This is a genomic window from Kaistella antarctica (genome assembly GCF_900109615.1).
Classification (GTDB): domain Bacteria; phylum Bacteroidota; class Bacteroidia; order Flavobacteriales; family Weeksellaceae; genus Kaistella; species Kaistella antarctica.
Genome location: NZ_FOIX01000002.1, coordinates 544,157 through 562,494 on the forward strand (window position 1 = coordinate 544,157; position 18,338 = coordinate 562,494).

The following is an 18,338-nucleotide window of genomic DNA, read 5'->3' on the forward strand; positions in this document are numbered from 1 at the left end:
TTCAGATCTAAAACTTGAAACTCACATTTAAATTCCGTTTTTTGCTCTTCTAAAGATAACCTATGAATTCTGAAAACCAATGGCCATTATACATCAGTATTGTTCTGGTGGTTTATATGTGCATAATTTTATTCTTCGTCATCCGTGGTGCGACGAAAGCGAAAAGCATCAGCGATTATGCGATTGGCAACGTAGGTTTTCCCTCTTGGATTGTGGGACTTTCCCTCGCCGCGTCGATGACAAGTGCCGCCACTTTTGTAATCAATCCCGGATTTATCGCACTCTATGGTTTTGGTGGAATTCTTTCCATGGCGATCGTTTTACCAATTGCAGCTTTCGCATCTTTGATTTTCTTTACTAAAGGCTTTGCCAAATACGGTAAGTTGATCAAAGCAAAAACAATGGCAGAATGGATTGGCAATCGGTTCAATAATAAATCTTACAAGTTTTTCTTTGCTGTTGTAGCTATGTTGCTCATCACTTTTATTGTTTTAATTAATGTTGGTTTAACGCAGGTTATTTCGAAATCAATCGAGGTTGAGCCAATTTACGTCTTGCTTGGAATTACTGTTTTTGTGTTCGGTTATATGATGTTTGGTGGCGCTAATTCAATGGTTTATACCAATACTGTTCAAGCTCTAATTATGGTTGTTGTTGCCTTAATGATGATCTTCTCGGGCGTCGATTTATTTGAAGGTGGATTCAGTGGTTTTGTTGGGAAACTAAATGCGATCGATCCAAACCTTACCACCACTTTTAATACAACAAGTCCGCTTTATCGGGATTTCTTTGAAGTCGTTATCTGTCAAGCAATCGTTGGAGTGGCGATAGTTTGTCAGCCGCATATCATGACCAAATCTTTGATGCTCAAAAATCCGGAAAAAGTAAATTCTTATTTGTTTTTTGCCATTGGAGCAATGGTGATATTTTTTATTATTGTCCTTGCGGGATTGTATGCGAGAATAATGTTTCCCGATTTAATGAACGACGGAACCAAAATGAGAATGGATGAAATTATTCCCAATTATGTCGTCAAAAGATTTTCTGCCGCGGCTGGTATCATCGTCATTGTGGGTTTGATCTCTGCAGGTTTATCAACTTTAGAAGGTTTGATTCAGTCATTATCAATCACCGTAACTTCAGATATTTTAGAACCTTTATTTGGTGAAAAAGTTTCCAATAATGGGTTGGCGATTAATAAAATAGTCATTGTATTTTTGGCTATTGTTAGTTTTTATCTTTCGTGGAATCAAATAAAATCACCGAATTTGAGCGTCGGAATCTTTGGTCAAATGGGCGTTTATGGTTATTTTGCTGCGGCATTTGTTCCTGTATTATTTGGAACTTTTGTGAAAAATGTAAAATCTTCGACCGTATTTACTGCGTCGATCGTTGCGATTATGGTTCACTTCGGAATATTCTATTTAAAGTTAACTCCGTACATGAAAGGACCTGTTGGAAATCCAGGCGTTTCTGCCGCGATTGCCATTGTTTCATCCGTTGTTGTCGCAGTAGTTTTACATACCTTTAATAAAAATAAAGCAAGTATTGCATGAGTGTTTTAGATTGGATTGCGAAATGGGCAGATTATTCGCCCCAAAAAATTGCCGTTGCTGATTTAGAAAGCGGCGAGGAGTTTACGTTTCGCGAACTTCATTTTCGAGCCAATGAAATGGTCCATCTTTTAAAAGAAGACTATAAAGAAGGCGACAGAATTGCAGTCCTTATGGAACATTCTATTAATCTGGTTGCACTCTTTTCCGCTTGTCAACGTCTGGGTTTAATTTTAGTTCCATTGAATTATAAACTTTCCGCACCAGAAATTTTAAACCAACTAAAAGATTGTGAGCCTTCGTTGGTTATTTACAGTGAGTTTTTTTCCTCACCAATCTCTTTACTTAAAGATTCTTTTGAAGCAATTACGCTGGCAGATTTTAATCATCAGGTTTCAAAATTTGCAGGGCTAGATTTACCGCTGTTGAATGAAATTAATGAAGAACTTCCGATTTTTCTTTTCTATACTTCTGGCACAACTGCCGAACCGAAAGGCGTCATGTATACCAACAAAATGTTGTTTTGGAACAGTCTCAACACCACCATGCAACTTGGGATTTCTGATGACGATATCACGTTGTCGATTTTACCGCCGTACCATACTTCTGGCTGGAATATTTTCGTGACTCCTTTGCTTCATAATGGCGGCAAAATTTTAATTCTGAGTAAATTCAACGCGGATAAAATTCTGCATCTTTTACAAACTCAGAAAGTGACTTTGATGATGGCGCTTCCAACCATTTTGCAAATGATTTCGAAGTGTGAAGGTTTTTTAACTGCTAATCTTTGTGATCTGCGATTTATCATTTCCGGAGGTGAAGCCATCAGCAAAAATATAATTGAGCTCTGGAAAAAAGAAAAGAAAGTAGATATTCGTCCAGGTTATGGTTTGACGGAAGCGGGTCCGAGCATTACTTCATTGCATCAGGATTTTACCTTAACCAAATCGAATTCGATTGGCAAGCCTAACTTTTACATAGAATTGGATGTGGTCGATGAGAAAGGAAATTCTTTAAAAAGCAATCAGCCAGGCGAGTTAAGAATCAGAGGAAATATTATCACGCCTGGTTATTGGAATAATTCAGTTGCGACGAAAGCAAAAATCAAAAATTCGTGGTTTCATACGGGAGATTTAGCGTACCGAGATGAAGATGGATTTTACTATTTGAAAGGTAGAATTGATGATATGTACATATCTGGTGGTGAAAATATTTTTCCGCAGGAAATTGAAAACGTGCTCAATCAACATGAATTCATTTTACGGTCGTTAGTCATTCCGATGAAAGATGATGTCTGGGGCAAAAAAGGTGTTGCTTTTCTGGAAACGAAAGATGAAGTTTCGGAAGTGATAATCCGCGAATTTCTAAAAGATAAACTGGCTCGGTTTAAACATCCCAAAGAATTTATCTTCCTGAAAGATTTTCCCGTAACCGGTTTTGGTAAAATTTCCCGTAAAGATTTAAAGAGAATATATCAACATCAAAAACTTAAAAGTAATTCTTAATTGTCCTTTTCAATTTTAAAAAAGAGATTCCACCTAAAAAAAAATTAACATCGATATCGATATGAAAAATATTGTTCTGCTTTTACTCAGCCTATTTTTTTTGCAATGCACGGTTCAAAACACAAAGACAAACACCAACTCGATGAAAGACACCCTTTTACAATATCATTTTCCCACCAAGTATCTTCAATTAAAAGAGGGTGAAATTGCGTATCAAAAAGAAGGAAAGGGTAAACGAGTTCTTATTTTCGTTCACGGTCTTAGCAGCAATTCCGACGCTTGGTATCGGAACATCGAAGAACTTAAAAAAGATTTTACTTGTATTGCCATCGATTTACCAGGTTATGGCAGATCCTTTAAAGATGCGGATGAATTTACCGCTACGTATTTCGCGGAGATTTTAAAAGAATTTACCGAGAAATTAAATATAAAGAAATTCACATTAGTTGGACATTCCATGGGCGGACAAGCTTCCATTAAATTTGCGTCAAAGTATCCTGAGAAATTAGAAAAACTGATTTTAATTGCCCCGGCTGGCATTGAAGAGTTTAATGAGTTTGAAGGAAATGCCATGAAAATGGTGATGAATCCCACAATGATTATGTCGACTTCCGAAGAGCAGATCGAAAGAAATTATGCCTTGAATTTTCACAAAATGCCGACGGAAGCGCAACAGATGATTCAGGATCGAAAAAATATTGTGAAAGCTTCAGATTTTGAAGCGCATGCAATCGCCATTCAAAAAAGTGTAAGTGGAATGTTGGATGATAAAGTGAAAGATGATTTACCCAAAATTAAAACGCCGACTTTAATACTGTTTGCCAAAAATGATATGCTTATCCCGAACAAATATTTACATCCAACATTGACGATTGACGCTTTGTCAAAAACGGCTCAAGAGTCTATTAAAAGTAGTAAAGTCGTCATGATTGATGAAGCGGGTCATTTCCTTCAATTTGAAAAACCAACCGAAGTCAACAAAGAGATTAAAGAATTTATGCGCACTAAATAATGAAACCAAAATTAAAAGTTTTTGAAGATTTTTCTAAAGCGCTTTTGCCTCATGAAGCGAAATATCTGCAGAGTTTAGGGAATTTTCAGGAAGAAGATAAACGTGAAATTTTTCAGAATTTAATCCATAATTCCCTCGAACCGGAAGATGAAAAGTCTTTCAATACAGAGTTCGATAAACGAAAATACCATCATATAAAAACTTGGGCTGAGAAAAAACTCAGCCTTCGTGACGTTGATCAAGTGGCTGAATGGTTGCTTGATTTTAATAAAAAGTTAGTGCTGGATTTAATCACTTCAGCCGAAGAAAAAGTGCTGATTGATTACGTTAAAAACTACAAAGGCATTACTTTCAATTTTCAAATTCTGTATCAAACCATTCGGGATTATCGTTCTTATTTACTGATCAGAATGCGGTACGATGATCATATTATCATCTCCGATTTTCTTGAGAATTACAAAGAATCTTACCATCGAGCCAAGGAAATAGAGGAGAAACTCTATCAGGCAACCATTGAAATTACCGATCAATTTACGCGTACTTCCGAAACTTCTATTCACTGGGAAAAGTGGTTGAAAAAAGTATTTGAAACCGAAACCATCAATGGAAATAATCGCTATAAAGCTTTTATTTTATTGGCCTTTATGTACAATACTACCGGAAATTTAAAACAGCTCCAAACTATTTTCGACCAGATTGATGGTTTTTTTAGTCAGGGAAATTTGTATTGCCGAAGACTTTTATACAACTATTATTCAAGTCGGGTTTTGCTTCATTCTAAACAACGAAAATATGACGAAGCTATTTATTTTGGTAAACTTTCATTGAGACAAACCAATGAGGATACTTTGATGTATGTCAATAATTTGGTGTCTATTTACCTACGTCTTAATCAGCACAGAGATGCTCTGGATTTATTGGAGTCCTATCAGTCAGTTTACGAAAAGACGCAAAATAGTCTTCAGCGAATCATTTATATTTCTTACTATTTGCGGGCTTTAAATGAATTAAATTTAAATAAGAAAGCTGAAAATATCGGTATCTATTTTCTTCAAAAATATGAATCGGAAATCTTGAAATTAAGGTGGCATCATTTCTTTACTTCTTATCTGAATGTGCTGTATAAAAATGAAAATTACGCGACGATTTTACAACTCGATAAAAAGTTTAGTCTTACCGAATTAGAGCATCTGCGTAAAAAATCTGAAAACTTTTTGCCTAATCTCCTTTGGGTTATTACGAGCGCCTCCTTTTTAGAAAATAAGATTTCAAAAGAAAAGTACTACAATACTTTAACTGAAAGTTTGACCACTGTGAAGGTTACAGAAAGCAACCAACATCTTCTGCAAGATAACGCCGATTTACTCACGAAAAATCTCCCAGAACTGAAATTATTTTTTAAGTCATATCTTAATTGAATTCCCTTTCTATAAGGGTTTGTGCCTATCTTATTTAGCAATTTTTCATTTAGTAAACAAAGTCATATCTCTAAACTTATTATTTTGTTAATTTTCGTTAATGAACTTCGCTTATCATTGTAGAGATAATTAAAAAAATTAATAGCATTATGAAAAAATCAGTCATTTTAGCATCTTTCTTAAGCGTCGTTTTTACGAGTGCACAAGTTGCTGATACCGTGAGAGTGAGAGAGATCGACGAGGTTACCGTTTCCGCCAGTAAAAAATTGCAGAAAGTGATTGATGTTCCTGCGACGGTAAATATCATTACCGCCAAAGATATTGCACAATTTACCAGCTTCAATGTTGGGGAACTTGCTGCAAGACAGAAAGGAGTTGATTTCGTACGAGCTGGTGTTTTAGGAACCGGAATTAATATTCGTGGTTTTAACTCAGCCTTTAATTCTAAAAATTTACAAATTACCGACGATCGTGTTTCGACCTTAATTGCAACTGGACTTCCTTTTGGAACATTCAGCACGGTTATTAAAGAAGATATCGAAAGAGTTGAAATCCTTCTCGGACCAAACGGAACTTTATACGGACCCAATGCCCATAATGGATTGGTGAATACTTTAAGTAAAAATCCGTTCCGCTCGCAAGGAACAACCATTGCTTTAGGTATTGGAAACCAAAATGTGTTTACAGCCAGACTTCGTCATGCTCAAGCTTTAACGCCGAAACTTGCGTTCAAAATTGCGGCGGAACATACGCAGGGAACGGAATTTAAATATACCGATTCAGTTTATGTTAACAATAAAGGATACGGTGAATTAGATTTAGACCGAGATTTTAACAGTACTAAATTCAATGGTCAGTTGAATTATAAAGTCGGGTCATTATCGGAATTAGTCGCTTATTACGGACATAGTAATAATAACAATATTGGAGTTACCAGTGCAGGTCGTAATGCGATTAAAGACTGGAATATCGATGAGCTACAATTAAAATTTATTCATCCAAGATTTTTCTTGAATTCTTACTATCAGTGGAGTAATACCGAAGATACCTACGCGATGAACCAGAGAACACAGAATTATGTGTCGTTCATTAATGCTGGTTTTTCAGATGCGGTAGCAAAAGAAAGATCTTTCAATGAGCAATGGTTTGGTCCGTCGCAAACGGTGGGTCTTGCTTTGCAGAGAGGTTCAAGATTTAAAGATGATTCGAAAAGATTCGTAGCAGAAGGGCAGTACAATAATACTTGGGGCGCCTTTACTTTAATTGGAGGTGCGCAATTTCAGCGTGACATGGCGTTTACAAAAAATACGTACATGTTAGATTTTGATGGACCTATCAACGTGAACCAAGTTGGTGTTTATGGACAAGCAGAATACAAAATGAATGGGTGGGGATTCCTGGCAGCGTTGAGAGTTGATAACCATGATTATTACGGAACCAACCTGTTACCTAAAGCAGCAATTACCAAAAAATTAGGCGACGGAACTTTCAGATTAACGTATGGTAAAGGAATGGCAGTGCCATCATTATTAAATTTAGAAGGTTATTTGTTTGGAGGGTTAATTCTAGGAAACGGTCTTGGATTTACCTTATCAGACGGTACGAAAATCAAACCTTTAGAAGTTGAAACCATCAATTCATTTGAAGTTGGGTACAAAGGTGACATTGCCAAGAAATTCTACATGGATGTAAATGCCTACTATAATTTATCTGAAAATTTCATCAGTCCATTAACGCAATTAGCAACGAACGGAAGAACGATTACACAAAGAGGAGATCAGGCGATTTCTTCGATTGCCGGAGCAAATCCAGGTTTCGTTTTAACTTATTCTAACTTTGGAAAGGTGGATACTTATGGTGTTGATTTAGGTTTCAGTTATTATCTTACCGATGCTTTAAAAGCGGTTGTAAACTACTCTTATTTCGGACGTAAATTGGATAAAGAGGATATGAACAATGATGGTAATAAAGATGGTAAAGTACTCGATACCGATTTACCAATCAACACGCCGACTAACAAATTAGCGATTGGTTTAAATTATTCAACCCCAACTTTCTTCGGCGCGGTTTACGGAAGGTATGTACAGAAATATGATTTCTTTTCGGGAGTTTCTACCTCGGCAAAAACGCAGGATTTAGATGGTAATGGTACCATTGATATTACAGAAAACGCTTATTATGCTGCGGGCAGAACTTGGAACTACGGACAATTAGGTGGTTTCACCGTTGACATGAACGCCGGTTATAACTTCAGCAATGGAATGACCATTGGCGCCAACGTTACCAATTTATTCGATGTTGATATCAGAGAATTTGCAGGGTCGCCTTTCATCAAAAGATTGGTTTCTGTGGAATTTAAATACAATTTCGACTTCTTCAAAAATAAAAATAATTAAATTTTTCATCAATGGCTTTAACAACCATTAATGGGATTGATTTAGATTATGCAGATGTTGGTAAAGGAGAAGTCGTTGTACTACTGCATGGTTTAGGCTCAACAAAAAAAGACTGGGATCTTCAGATCCCGGTTTTATCCCAGAAGTTTAGAGTGATTGCACCTGATTTTCGAGCCCACGGAAATTCTGAAAGGGTTCCAAAACAACAAGGTGTAGAAATAATGACGGAAGATATTTTTCAGTTGTTGAAATTTTTAAAAATTAAAAAAGCAAGTTTTGTAGGTTTTTCAATGGGCGGCGCAGTGTGCTTTAACATGGCTTATTTGCATCCCGAAATGGTCGAGAAATTAGTTATTGTCAATTCTGGACCCGACTTTAATAATGCGAAAGATTCTGGAATTGATATTCTCGCTGAACGAACTAAAATTATTAAAGAGCAAGGATTTGAAGCCTTAGCCGAAACCATTTCGAAAGGAATGTTTCCTGAAGAGAGCCAAGAGAAATGGCGAAAAGAATTCCACCAGAGAATTATCGATAATGATGAAGATGCCTATCTTAATACGTTCGGTTCTTTAATGGAGTGGGGTTTAGATGATAAAGTTTCAGAAATTAAACATCCGACTTTAATTCTTGCATCAGATATGGACTACACTTCTGTAGATTACAAAAAAGCATACTCCAGTAAAATGAAAAATGCTAAATTAGTAGTCATCGAAAATTCCCGTCATGGAATCGTTTTAGATCAAGCAGAAAAACTGAATCAAGAATTACTAAAATTTTTATAAAATGAGCCGTAATGTTTTAATAACAGGAAGTACCAGCGGAATCGGTTTAGGAATCGCCGAAGCTTTTGCTAAGAATGGTGACAACATTGTTTTTAATGGACTGGAAGAAAATGGCGCAGAAATCGCAAAATCAATCGGAGAGAAGTACGGTGTAAAAACCGTTTTCAAAAACTCAAACTTAATGACTCCAGAAGGTGTTCAGGAATTGGTAGATTTCGCTTATGCTGAAATGGGTTCTGTTGAAGTTCTTGTCAATAATGCCGGAATTCAGCACGTTTCTCCCATTGAAGATTTTCCGATTGAAAAATACCAGCAGATCATTGCCTTAAATATGAATTCCGTATTCTATGCCACAAAAGCGGTTTTCAAGAAAATGAAAGACCAAAAGTTCGGGAGGATTATTAATGTTTCTTCAGTTCATGGAATTCGCGCTTCTGAATTTAAATCGGCTTACGTGACCGCAAAGCATGGAGTAGTGGGCTTGACCAAAGTTTTGGCTTTGGAAGGTGCTCCTTTTAATGTGACTTGCAATGCGATTTGTCCAGGTTATGTGAAAACACCTTTGGTCGAAGGTCAAATTAAAGATCAGGCAAAAGCACATAATATGAGCGAAGAAGAAGTGGTAGAAAACGTGATGTTGCAAAAACAAGCTGTAAAAAGTTTTGTTCCGATTGAGAAATTAGGAGAAATTGCCGTATTTTTAGCTGCAGAAAATGCAACCACCGTTTCCGGTTCCACATTTACGTTGGATGGAGGTTGGAGTGCACAATAAAAGTTAAGATTATGATTGATAAAAGAGTAAAAAATGCCAAAGAAGCCATCGCTGGAATCAGTGATGGAATGACTTTAATCGTCGGTGGATTCGGCCTTTGTGGCATTCCTGAAAATTCAATTAATGCTTTGGTAGAAAGCAATGTTACGGATTTAACGTGCATTTCAAACAATGCCGGAGTTGATGATTTTGGTTTGGGTTTACTTTTACAGAAAAAACAGATCAAGAAAATGATCGCTTCTTACGTCGGCGAAAATGCAGAATTCGAAAGACAAATGCTTTCCGGTGAACTCGATGTAGAATTAACGCCACAAGGAACTTTAGCCGAAAAATGCCGCGCAGCCCAACATGGAATTCCGGCTTTTTATACTCCTGCAGGTTACGGAACAGAGGTAGCAGAAGGAAAAGAAACCAAAGAATTTGATGGTAAAATGCATATTTTAGAACACGCTTTCAAAGCAGATTATTCCATCGTAAAAGCTTGGAAAGGTGATCACGCTGGAAATCTAATTTTCAAAGGAACGGCAAGGAACTTCAATGCTCCAATGGCAGGAAGTGGCAATATAACCATCGCCGAAGTGGAGGAATTAGTAGAGCCAGGACAACTTGATCCGAATGAAATTCACATTCCGGGAATTATGGTTCAAAGAATTTTCCAGGGAGAGAAATTTGAGAAAAGAATTGAACAGAGAACGGTTCGAAAAAGACCTTAGAAATTTTTGGATTGAATGACTTTTAATAATGATAAAGAAGCATTTCTCGAGAGGGAAATGTTTTTTTTAGGCTGGAAGTAAGCTATTTCATTTCAGTCGAATAATGCTATTAATTTTTTTTCCACCGTTCATCTTACTTGGATTTTGGCGCGCATCAAAAACATCAGTAATTATGATATAAGAATCTTCAACTTTATAGATTATTTTATAATTTCCACTCAAAATATATCTATATTCTTTTTCCAACATTTCGAGAAGTAGTTCTTTTTGACCAGAAGAAGGATGATTTACGAGCTGTTTTGTAGTGTTTAGAATTTGGCTCTGAATTTTATGCTACTTTTCTATTGACTTTAAAAGCATAAAAATCAAAAGTGACTTTCAAATTTTCTATAGCAAAATCGGTCCATATTATTTCCATTATTTACCAATCAGCAGAAATTTCCTCTAAATCATTTAGAGTTTTATATTTCCCGCTTTTGAAATCTTCTTCAGATTTCTTAATTCTTACTATCAATTCGTCTTCCGTAAACGGCTTTAAATCAGCGTCATTTTGTTTTTTACTAAGAATGAAATTTTCTATTTTCCTAAGAAAATTTTCGTCTTGCAATTGTGCGAGATAGGAAATTAAATTTAATTTTCGAGTTTGTAAATCCATAACTGAATTAATTTATTTCAAATGTACAAATTCCTTTCTAAATTTTAAATCGAGAAAAAGAAATAAGAGAGTTGCATAGAGAACCCTGAGAAGCGTAATTTAAAATTTATTTAAATTTTTATTTCTAAACATGCAAACTCCAGCAAAAAACATCGCAATAAAACTTGAAATCCAAAGATAAAACCCAGCTCCAAGTTTTGTGATTTCTGTAGTTGCGCCACTTTCACCATCTATAATAGAATCAAGTGTTGTGAAATAGAGGCCAAGAATTACAGATAAACCTACTAGTATAACTCCAACTTTTTCTTTATTGAGTATCAAAAATCCACCAAAAAGAAAGAGGGGATTTGCTAACCAGATAATCGTTGGGATTAATCCGCCACCTAAGATTGCCATCCATCCCAACAATACCATAAACAGTGAATTGGAGTAGACATCAGCTTCCTTATTGGCAACGTAAAAAGGGGTGAAAAATAAGCATAGTATATAAAGCACCATGCTCGCTACAACCAACAAAAATTGCGGACTTCTTATTTTTTCTTTTAACATCATTGATTACTTTCTATTATTAATTTAATAATCAAATATAACCAATCAAAAGAAAGTATTTCAGTAAACTTGAAGAATCAATTCATTACATCTTTCGCTCCCCAATCTGCTGACGCCACATCGCATAATACAATCCTTTATCGTCCAACAGATCATTATGAGAACCCATTTCAATCACCTTTCCGCGTTCCAAAACATAAATTCGATCGGCATGCATAATGGTGCTCAATCGGTGCGCGATTAATATGGTGATCTGGGCTTTTTCGGCAGAAATTTCTCTGATCGTAGTCGTAATCGCTTCTTCCGTAATACTATCCAACGCAGACGTTGCTTCATCGAAAATAAGCAAATGTGGTTTTCTTAACAAAGCTCTGGCGATCGCTATTCTTTGTTTTTCGCCACCACTTAATTTGAATCCACCCTCACCAATGACGGTATCTAATCCTTCTTCTGCTCTTTCAATCAAGGCCGTCGCGCTTGATTTTCTTAACGCCATACTCAAGTCCTGATCCGTTGCTTCTGGATTGACAAAAAGTAAATTTTCTTTAATGGTTCCTGCGAAAAGTTGCGTATCCTGTGTCACAAAACCTATCTGATTTCTCAATTCATCAATATCGAATTCATTTCCATTAATATGGTTGTAATAGATTGAGCCTTCATTCGGACGGTATAATCCAACCAGTAATTTTACCAACGTACTTTTTCCAGCGCCACTCGGTCCTACGAAGGCGATCGTTTCCCCATTTTTAACCTCAAAAGAAATATTGTTCAAAGCTTTGTAACTCGCAGATTGATGTTTAAAATCAACATTCGAGAATTTTAAACTGTTGATCGCGCCAATTTTCTTCGGGTTAATCGGTTTCTCTTCTGTTGGCTTTTTCATCAAAGTATCGAAGTTAAACAACGAAGCTTCCGCTTCCCGATAAGAAATAATGATATTTCCGATCTCCTGCATCGGCCCGAAAATAAAGAATCCATAAAACATTAGCGAAAGATATTGCCCCGGCGTCACGATGTTTTTAAAAATTAAAAAGAGCAAAGTCAACGTGATCATTTGTTGCAGAAAATTCACCAAGGTTCCTTGAATAAAACTTAATGAACGAATGCTTTTCACCTTTCTCAATTCCAAGCCTAAAATTTTGTAGGTGTTACTATTCAGTCGTTTGACTTCCTGCTGAGTCAGACCCAAACTTTTCACAATTTCAATATTTCGTAAACTTTCGGTCGTACTCCCCGCCAAACTGGTCGTCTGCGCAACTATGTTTTTCTGAATCTTTTTAATTCTCTTACTTAATAAATTAGTGATAAAGGCGATGAAAAATATTCCCACCACATAAACCGGCATGATCGCCCAGTGTAGTTGAATTGCGTAAACAGAAACGAAAATAATACTGACCAAAATTCCAAAGAAAATATTAATGAAATTGTTGATGAATTTTACCGAATCTTCTCTTACTTTCGTTAAAATCGATAAGGTTTCACCACTTCTCTGATCTTCAAATTCCTGAAAAGGCAACGCCATGGAATGCTGCAAACCATCGGTGAAAATATTGGCTCCAAATTTTTGGGTAATAACACTTGAGGTGTAATCTTGAAAAGCTTTTGCAATCCGACTGACCATCGCAACTCCGATAAGCAATCCTATAAAATAAAAAGCGCCGTGATACATCGTGGTGCCGTATAAATATTCCTCCAAACTTCTGCTTAAGAGTTTTTCTTTATCAAAAAAATTAGGATTCGTGACCAATTGATCCAGGATCTTTCCTGTAATCGCAGGCCCAAACAAAGAAAAAACCTGATTGATGGTGGCCAAAGCCAAAGCCAAAATCAGCAACCATTTATGTGGTTTTAAATATCGGAATAGTGTTTTCATTTTTAAAAATAGTAGGCTGCAAAATTAGAGATATTAATCGGTTTGGTTAGGTCATACTATAGATTGTCTCAATACCATTTGTATAGGAATTGAAAAAGCAATAAATTGCAGTTCAAGTTTACATTATGCTTACAAAAGAACAAATCGCGCAGCGCATCTCCAAAGAAGTAAAAGATGGCTATTACGTCAACCTCGGAATTGGTATTCCGACCTTGGTTGCTAATTTCGTTTCTCCCGATCTTTCTGTGGAATTTCAAAGTGAAAACGGTGTTCTCGGAATGGGACCTTTTCCTTTCGAAGGAGAAGAAGACCCAGACTTGATTAATGCGGGAAAGCAAACCATCACTACGCTTCCAGGTGCTTCCTTTTTTGATTCTGCGTTCAGTTTCGGAATGATCCGAAGTAAAAAGGTAGATCTCACTATTCTTGGAGCGATGGAAGTTTCTGAAAAAGGAGATATCGCCAACTGGAAGATTCCCGGTAAAATGGTGAAAGGAATGGGTGGAGCGATGGATTTAGTTGCATCAGCTGAAAATATTATCGTGGCAATGATGCACGTGAATAAAGCGGGAGAAAGTAAAATTTTGAAAAACTGTACGCTTCCTTTAACTGGAGTAGGCTGCGTGAAAAAAGTAGTCACTGAAATGGCAGTTTTAGAAGTCACCCCAAACGGTTTTAAACTTTTGGAAAGAGCGCCTGGGGTTTCTGTTGAGGATATTGTAAAATCTACGGAAGCTGATTTAATCATCGAAGGAGAAATCCCTGAAATGCAGTTTTAGCATCAAATCATTTGATATACAAAGAAATCCTTTTCAGTTTTGAAAAGGATTTTTTTGATCTCGCAGATTCAGCAGATTTAAAATTGGAACGAATTCGATCTGCGTTATCAGCTAAATCTTCGGGATAATTTATTTTATTGAGATCCTTCCTTCGTCAGAATGACAAAAACATATCTTCCGATCTTGCAGGAAAAATAATCAGAAAATAATTACTTCAAAATTTCTTTCAAAAACATCAAAGTATGATTCCAAGCTCTCATCGCCATCACTGGATTATAATCTTTTGATTCCGGATTTGTAAAAGTATGTTTAGAATTTGCATAGGTAATGATTTGCCAATCTGCTTTTCCATCCTCCATTTCCTTCACCAGTTGCGCATAATCTGCGGCAGAAACACTCTCATCATTAGCCGGATGTTCCACCAGAATTTTCGTGGAAAGCATTTGATTTGGTCTGGCTGCATCTTTACCTAAACCTCCATGGATCGACACCACGCCGGCAACTGGCATATTGGCTCGAGCAGTTTCCAAAGCACCGCTTCCCCCAAAACAATACCCTATAACCGCAATTTTTTCTGGATTAGCGCCACTTTTTTTCAGTTGATCCAAAGCAAGAGAAATCCGTTTCTGATACGCTTCGAAGTTCTGTTTGTAATATCCAGCCGCTTTTCCAGCAGAAGCATTATCGGTCGGAATGTTTCCTTCTCCATAAATATCAGCGATGAAAGCAATGTAACCTTGTTTTTCTAATTCTGCCGCAGCCATTTTTGCTTCCTCATCAATACCTTTCCAAGCCGGTAAAATCAAAACTCCCGGCAGTTTTTTTCCTGCATTGGAAGTCATCAAGCCGTTAAGTTTTTGTGTTCCGTCTTGATAAGAAACTTTGTTGAGTTTTTGACTGAAAACATTACTTGACGCCAAAAAGAGTCCTGCTAAAAAAAGTGATCGTATCATTATTTGTTATTTTTATTTTAGGTTAAAATTACACACAAAGTTCCTTACGTTACCAGAAAAATTTAAAATGATTTTCATTGATTTTATTAATGATTGGAAAGAGAATTGTAAAAGTAAAACAGTAAATAGAATGACCAAGGCAATTATTAGAGTTAAATTAAATTACGCTCTAAATTAAATTTGTAATTTTAAACCTCTTAAAAAATAATCATGTCAAAATTTGAAATACAAAAATCACCATTCATTGTTCCCACCACCGATGGAAAACTCATCGAAGAGATCTGGGGAAACTCAACCGATCATTCAAATATCTCAATTGCGCACATGGTGGCACCGCCACACTGGAGCGAACCTTTTCAAACGCCAGAATTTGATGAGTTCACTTACATTATCAATGGAAAAAAGCAATTTGAAATTGATGGAGAAATTGTCGTTTTAGAAACTGGTCAAAGCATTATAATTGAAAAGGGAGCGCGCGTAAAATATAGCAATCCGTTTGAAGATCCTTGCGATTATTTAGCGATTTGCCTTCCTGCTTTTTCGATGGATTTAGTTAATAGGGAAGAGTAGGATATTGTCATTGTTAACGCAGCAACGCGAAGTGAAAAATCTCTTATTTCGAAAAGGTTTTTCACTTCTATTTATTAAAATAAACTCTGAAAGTTCCTCGCCTCTAGAGAGGGATTTAGGTTGAGGGCAATTAAAACTCAACTCCCAACTCTCCAAGTTCCCTTTCCAAATCGGTATCTTCTTTAATATGAACACACATAAATCCCAGACTTTGTGCAACTTCAATGTTTTTCGCGTTATCATCAATAAACACCGATTCTTCAGCTTTAATTTGGTAACGTTCCAATAAGACGTTCCATATTATTGGATTAGGTTTAATCAATTTTTCAGTTCCAGAAACTACGATTTTCCCATCAAATATTTGGAAGAAATCATAATTTTCTAAAGCGTAGGGAAAAGTTTCTGCTGACCAATTCGTCAAACCGAAAAGTTCATATTCTGAATGTTCGAGTTTTCTTAAAACAGCAACGTTAGCAGGAATATCAGACTTTAACATGGTCGTCCAGTTATCATAATAAGCCCGAATTTCCATTTCCCAATCTGGATGTTTTGCCACCTGAATTTCCGTTCCTTCTGCTAAAGTCCGGCCGCGATCTTGTTCGCCATTCCAGTCATCGGTCACGATCTTTTTTAGAAAATGCTCCATCTTTTCATCATCCTTAAAATGATCCTTGAAAAAATAGCGCGGATTCCAATCCATCACCACGCCGCCGAAGTCGAAAATAATATTTTTAATCATTAAATACGTTTATTTTAATGTTGTTCTTGTTTCCTTTTATCGATTTTAATTTGCCTGACTTATATGGATAAAAGTTATCATGATAAGTGAAAGTGACGTTTCCAATAGACTTTATCTTTCCTTCTTCATGGGAATTAAATTGATCATAATACGTGAATTTTACGTCACCAATTGATTTTACATTTCCTTTTTGATAGGAATAAAAACCGTCATAATAATCGAAGTTGAATTTATTAACGGTCTTCAATTTACCACTGCTGTAATCGTAAAAATTATCGTAATACTCGAGATTATCATCTTTTGAATACGAAGATTTAGGATCTCTGTAGTCGATTTCTGTATCATTTTGAAAAGTGGCATTCGTATTATTGTTCAGCAGTCTTTTATCGCCTGAATGCAAATTTATTTGAAGCAAATTTCCTTTGGTATCAATAGAAATTGAAACATCATTTAAAACTAAATTGACAATCGATTTAATACCATTTTGGTCAATAAAAATTTCTCTGATTTCTTGTGCCTGAATCGTTGAGAAACCACCTAAAAGTAAGAGGAGAGAAAGTTTTTTCATGATTATTTGTTCGAGTTAAAAATCAAATTGGCAAAATTCATACCTATTATCGACATACTTGGCAAAAATATGCTGCAATCCATTACTTAAAATAATTTCTTCTGCCTCCAAAATTGAATTATATCTCGCTGTTTGCTCAAAGGTTTTTTCTGTCAGTTTAATATGGGGCGCTTTACATTCCACCAAAATTTTAGCCGCCGTTTTTTCAGTAACCAGCAGATCAATTCGCTTCGTCGTTCCGTTCAGAACTAGTTTCTTCTCTAAAATTAAAGAGGACAAATTTCGACCCTTAACAAAGTGAAAATAATGCACCCAATGTTGTCGCACCCATTCTTCGGGCGTGAGCAGGAACCATGACTTTCGACCCAAATCATAAATAAAAAACTTATCTTTGTCTCTCTTGATTTGAAAGTCAAAATCCTCCTTAAAATTCAGTTTCGGCAGTTCCATTTATGAAAGAATTAGATTTAATCCTCAAAAATATCAAAAATAAAGAGCTTTTACCTATTTATTTTTTTCATGGTGAAGAACCTTTTTTTATGGACGTGGCTTTGAAGTCATTTGAAAACGATGTTTTAGAGGAAGATGAAAAGGCTTTTAATCAAACGGTCGTTTATGGAAAAGACACCACTTTTTCCGAAGTGCTTTCTCTCGCAAGGCAGTTTCCCATGATGGGCGACAAGCAGGTGATCATCATAAAAGAAGCTCAAGATATTACCCTGACAGATCCCGAAAGTAAAGCTTTGCTCGCCTATGTTGAAAATCCGGCAGAATCCACCCTTTTAGTTATCGCTTATAAGTACAAAAAAGTAGATGCTCGAAAAGCATTTGCCAAAATTTTGACCAAAAAGAAAATGATTTTTCTAAGTGAAAAAATCAGGGATTACAATATTGCCAAGTGGATCGATGGTGAAATCAAAGCAATTGGACTCAAGGCTAAACCCAATATTCCGACTTTGCTGGGCGAGTATTTAGGGACCGATTTATCGCGGATTTCCAACGAGTTGCAGAAATTGAAAATGATTTTAAAAGAAGGCGAATTGCTGGATGAAAAAATCATTGAAACGAATATCGGAATCAGCAAAGATTTTAACGTTTTTGAACTGATCAAAGCTCTTGGAAAAAAGGACGAAATCAATGCTTTCAAAATCGCTCACTATATGGGTAAATCAAAAACGCACACTTTGGTCATGACGATTGGAAATCTGTATAACTTTTTCTCCAACCTCATTATTTTTCAGACCATGAAAGGCGAGTCGCCCCAAAATCAGGCCGCCGCTATGGGAATAGCTCCTTTTTTCCTGACGCAGTTTGCAGACGCATCCCGCTTCTATTCTCTGAAACATTGCACGCGGGCCATTTCTATTTTACGCGAAATTGATCTGAAAAGCAAAGGTTTGGGCGCCATTAATATGACCGATAATGATTTGCTGACGGAGCTGGTTTACAAAATTTTACATATTGATCAGTATAAAGTAAAGGTTTAAAAATTTATTTT

The 18,338-nt window shown here is 36.2% G+C and carries 19 protein-coding genes; 11 read left to right on the forward strand and 8 right to left on the reverse strand.

The window, feature by feature from the left end:
• Positions 1-62: 62 nt before the first annotated feature.
• The 8 genes from BMX49_RS07175 (at position 63) to BMX49_RS07210 (ending at position 10,154) form a co-directional block, all read left to right on the forward strand.
• Positions 63-1,556, forward strand: a complete 1,494-nt coding sequence (locus tag BMX49_RS07175) for a sodium:solute symporter family transporter (RefSeq protein WP_034716413.1) — start codon at positions 63-65, stop codon at positions 1,554-1,556.
• The gene (locus BMX49_RS07180; RefSeq protein WP_034716412.1) at positions 1,553-3,058 is read left to right on the forward strand and encodes a class I adenylate-forming enzyme family protein; all 1,506 of its coding nucleotides are present in this window, start codon (positions 1,553-1,555) and stop codon (positions 3,056-3,058) included. Before BMX49_RS07175 ends, BMX49_RS07180 begins: the two co-directional genes overlap by 4 nt.
• A gap of 142 nt (positions 3,059-3,200) precedes the next feature.
• Positions 3,201-4,070, forward strand: coding sequence for an alpha/beta fold hydrolase (locus BMX49_RS07185; protein WP_034716410.1), 870 nt, complete (start codon positions 3,201-3,203; stop codon positions 4,068-4,070).
• Positions 4,070-5,488, forward strand: a complete 1,419-nt coding sequence (locus tag BMX49_RS07190; protein WP_034716408.1) for a hypothetical protein — start codon at positions 4,070-4,072, stop codon at positions 5,486-5,488. The genes BMX49_RS07185 and BMX49_RS07190 overlap by 1 nt, the downstream gene beginning before the upstream one ends.
• 149 nt (positions 5,489-5,637) lie before the next feature.
• Positions 5,638-7,884 carry a TonB-dependent receptor plug domain-containing protein gene (locus tag BMX49_RS07195; RefSeq protein ID WP_051803534.1) on the forward strand — a complete coding sequence of 749 codons (2,247 nt, stop codon included), beginning with the start codon at positions 5,638-5,640 and terminating at the stop codon, positions 7,882-7,884.
• An 11-nt stretch (positions 7,885-7,895) separates the two neighbouring features.
• The gene (locus tag BMX49_RS07200; protein WP_034716406.1) at positions 7,896-8,669 is read left to right on the forward strand and encodes an alpha/beta fold hydrolase; all 774 of its coding nucleotides are present in this window, start codon (positions 7,896-7,898) and stop codon (positions 8,667-8,669) included.
• A 1-nt stretch (position 8,670) separates the two neighbouring features.
• Positions 8,671-9,441, forward strand: a complete 771-nt coding sequence (locus tag BMX49_RS07205; protein ID WP_034716404.1) for a 3-hydroxybutyrate dehydrogenase — start codon at positions 8,671-8,673, stop codon at positions 9,439-9,441.
• Positions 9,442-9,452: 11 nt separating this feature from the next.
• Positions 9,453-10,154 carry a CoA transferase subunit A gene (locus BMX49_RS07210; protein ID WP_034716402.1) on the forward strand — a complete coding sequence of 234 codons (702 nt, stop codon included), beginning with the start codon at positions 9,453-9,455 and terminating at the stop codon, positions 10,152-10,154.
• A gap of 87 nt (positions 10,155-10,241) precedes the next feature.
• On the opposite strand, the gene BMX49_RS14930 is transcribed toward BMX49_RS07210, so the two are convergent.
• The 4 genes from BMX49_RS14930 to BMX49_RS07230 form a co-directional block, all read right to left on the reverse strand.
• Positions 10,242-10,481: a type II toxin-antitoxin system RelE/ParE family toxin gene (locus tag BMX49_RS14930; protein WP_126337196.1), complete on the reverse strand. Its 240-nt coding sequence runs from the start codon at positions 10,479-10,481 to the stop codon at positions 10,242-10,244.
• Between the two features lie 94 nt (positions 10,482-10,575).
• On the reverse strand, positions 10,576-10,809 hold the full coding sequence (locus BMX49_RS07220; protein WP_034716400.1) for a hypothetical protein: 234 nt from the start codon (positions 10,807-10,809) through the stop codon (positions 10,576-10,578).
• A gap of 99 nt (positions 10,810-10,908) precedes the next feature.
• Positions 10,909-11,361, reverse strand: a complete 453-nt coding sequence (locus tag BMX49_RS07225; RefSeq protein WP_034716398.1) for a hypothetical protein — start codon at positions 11,359-11,361, stop codon at positions 10,909-10,911.
• 82 nt (positions 11,362-11,443) lie between these two features.
• Complete coding sequence (locus BMX49_RS07230; protein ID WP_034716396.1) at positions 11,444-13,231, reverse strand: ABC transporter ATP-binding protein; 1,788 nt, start codon at positions 13,229-13,231, stop codon at positions 11,444-11,446.
• Positions 13,232-13,356: 125 nt separating this feature from the next.
• Here BMX49_RS07230 and BMX49_RS07235 point away from each other — a divergent pair, with 125 nt between their 5' ends.
• Positions 13,357-14,010 (forward strand): CoA transferase subunit B, encoded by a 654-nt coding sequence (locus BMX49_RS07235; RefSeq protein ID WP_034716394.1) that lies wholly within the window; start codon positions 13,357-13,359, stop codon positions 14,008-14,010.
• Positions 14,011-14,219: 209 nt separating this feature from the next.
• Here BMX49_RS07235 and BMX49_RS07240 read toward each other — a convergent pair whose 3' ends face one another.
• Positions 14,220-14,963: a dienelactone hydrolase family protein gene (locus BMX49_RS07240; RefSeq protein ID WP_126337070.1), complete on the reverse strand. Its 744-nt coding sequence runs from the start codon at positions 14,961-14,963 to the stop codon at positions 14,220-14,222.
• Between the two features lie 210 nt (positions 14,964-15,173).
• Here BMX49_RS07240 and BMX49_RS07245 point away from each other — a divergent pair, with 210 nt between their 5' ends.
• The gene (locus tag BMX49_RS07245; protein WP_034716392.1) at positions 15,174-15,533 is read left to right on the forward strand and encodes a cupin domain-containing protein; all 360 of its coding nucleotides are present in this window, start codon (positions 15,174-15,176) and stop codon (positions 15,531-15,533) included.
• Positions 15,534-15,663: 130 nt separating this feature from the next.
• Here BMX49_RS07245 and BMX49_RS07250 read toward each other — a convergent pair whose 3' ends face one another.
• Genes BMX49_RS07250 through BMX49_RS07260 form a run of 3 tightly spaced genes read right to left on the reverse strand, consistent with a single transcriptional unit; the run spans position 15,664 to position 17,290 of the window.
• On the reverse strand, positions 15,664-16,272 hold the full coding sequence (locus BMX49_RS07250) for an HAD family hydrolase (protein ID WP_034716390.1): 609 nt from the start codon (positions 16,270-16,272) through the stop codon (positions 15,664-15,666).
• Positions 16,265-16,840 (reverse strand): hypothetical protein, encoded by a 576-nt coding sequence (locus BMX49_RS07255; protein ID WP_034716389.1) that lies wholly within the window; start codon positions 16,838-16,840, stop codon positions 16,265-16,267. Before BMX49_RS07255 ends, BMX49_RS07250 begins: the two co-directional genes overlap by 8 nt.
• A 15-nt stretch (positions 16,841-16,855) precedes the next feature.
• Positions 16,856-17,290, reverse strand: a complete 435-nt coding sequence (locus BMX49_RS07260) for a type I restriction enzyme HsdR N-terminal domain-containing protein (protein ID WP_034716387.1) — start codon at positions 17,288-17,290, stop codon at positions 16,856-16,858.
• Positions 17,291-17,292: 2 nt separating this feature from the next.
• Between BMX49_RS07260 and holA the strand changes: the two genes are divergently transcribed.
• Positions 17,293-18,327 carry a DNA polymerase III subunit delta gene (gene holA / locus BMX49_RS07265; RefSeq protein WP_034716385.1) on the forward strand — a complete coding sequence of 345 codons (1,035 nt, stop codon included), beginning with the start codon at positions 17,293-17,295 and terminating at the stop codon, positions 18,325-18,327.
• Positions 18,328-18,338 lie beyond the last annotated feature (11 nt).

Excerpts from the sequence above, each read along its gene's own strand:
- BMX49_RS07175 (WP_034716413.1), top strand. The coding sequence starts at position 63 with ATGAATTCTGAAAACCAATGGCCATTATACATCAGTATTGTTCTGGTG.
- BMX49_RS07180 (WP_034716412.1), top strand. The coding sequence starts at position 1,553 with ATGAGTGTTTTAGATTGGATTGCGAAATGGGCAGATTATTCGCCCCAA.
- BMX49_RS07185 (WP_034716410.1), top strand. The coding sequence starts at position 3,201 with ATGAAAGACACCCTTTTACAATATCATTTTCCCACCAAGTATCTTCAA.
- BMX49_RS07190 (WP_034716408.1), top strand. The coding sequence starts at position 4,070 with ATGAAACCAAAATTAAAAGTTTTTGAAGATTTTTCTAAAGCGCTTTTG.
- BMX49_RS07195 (WP_051803534.1), top strand. The coding sequence starts at position 5,638 with ATGAAAAAATCAGTCATTTTAGCATCTTTCTTAAGCGTCGTTTTTACG.
- BMX49_RS07200 (WP_034716406.1), top strand. The coding sequence starts at position 7,896 with ATGGCTTTAACAACCATTAATGGGATTGATTTAGATTATGCAGATGTT.
- BMX49_RS07205 (WP_034716404.1), top strand. The coding sequence starts at position 8,671 with ATGAGCCGTAATGTTTTAATAACAGGAAGTACCAGCGGAATCGGTTTA.
- BMX49_RS07210 (WP_034716402.1), top strand. The coding sequence starts at position 9,453 with ATGATTGATAAAAGAGTAAAAAATGCCAAAGAAGCCATCGCTGGAATC.
- BMX49_RS07220 (WP_034716400.1), bottom strand. The coding sequence starts at position 10,809 with ATGGATTTACAAACTCGAAAATTAAATTTAATTTCCTATCTCGCACAA.
- BMX49_RS07225 (WP_034716398.1), bottom strand. The coding sequence starts at position 11,361 with ATGATGTTAAAAGAAAAAATAAGAAGTCCGCAATTTTTGTTGGTTGTA.
- BMX49_RS07230 (WP_034716396.1), bottom strand. The coding sequence starts at position 13,231 with ATGAAAACACTATTCCGATATTTAAAACCACATAAATGGTTGCTGATT.
- BMX49_RS07235 (WP_034716394.1), top strand. The coding sequence starts at position 13,357 with ATGCTTACAAAAGAACAAATCGCGCAGCGCATCTCCAAAGAAGTAAAA.
- BMX49_RS07240 (WP_126337070.1), bottom strand. The coding sequence starts at position 14,963 with ATGATACGATCACTTTTTTTAGCAGGACTCTTTTTGGCGTCAAGTAAT.
- BMX49_RS07245 (WP_034716392.1), top strand. The coding sequence starts at position 15,174 with ATGTCAAAATTTGAAATACAAAAATCACCATTCATTGTTCCCACCACC.
- BMX49_RS07250 (WP_034716390.1), bottom strand. The coding sequence starts at position 16,272 with ATGATTAAAAATATTATTTTCGACTTCGGCGGCGTGGTGATGGATTGG.
- BMX49_RS07255 (WP_034716389.1), bottom strand. The coding sequence starts at position 16,840 with ATGAAAAAACTTTCTCTCCTCTTACTTTTAGGTGGTTTCTCAACGATT.
- BMX49_RS07260 (WP_034716387.1), bottom strand. The coding sequence starts at position 17,290 with ATGGAACTGCCGAAACTGAATTTTAAGGAGGATTTTGACTTTCAAATC.
- holA (WP_034716385.1), top strand. The coding sequence starts at position 17,293 with ATGAAAGAATTAGATTTAATCCTCAAAAATATCAAAAATAAAGAGCTT.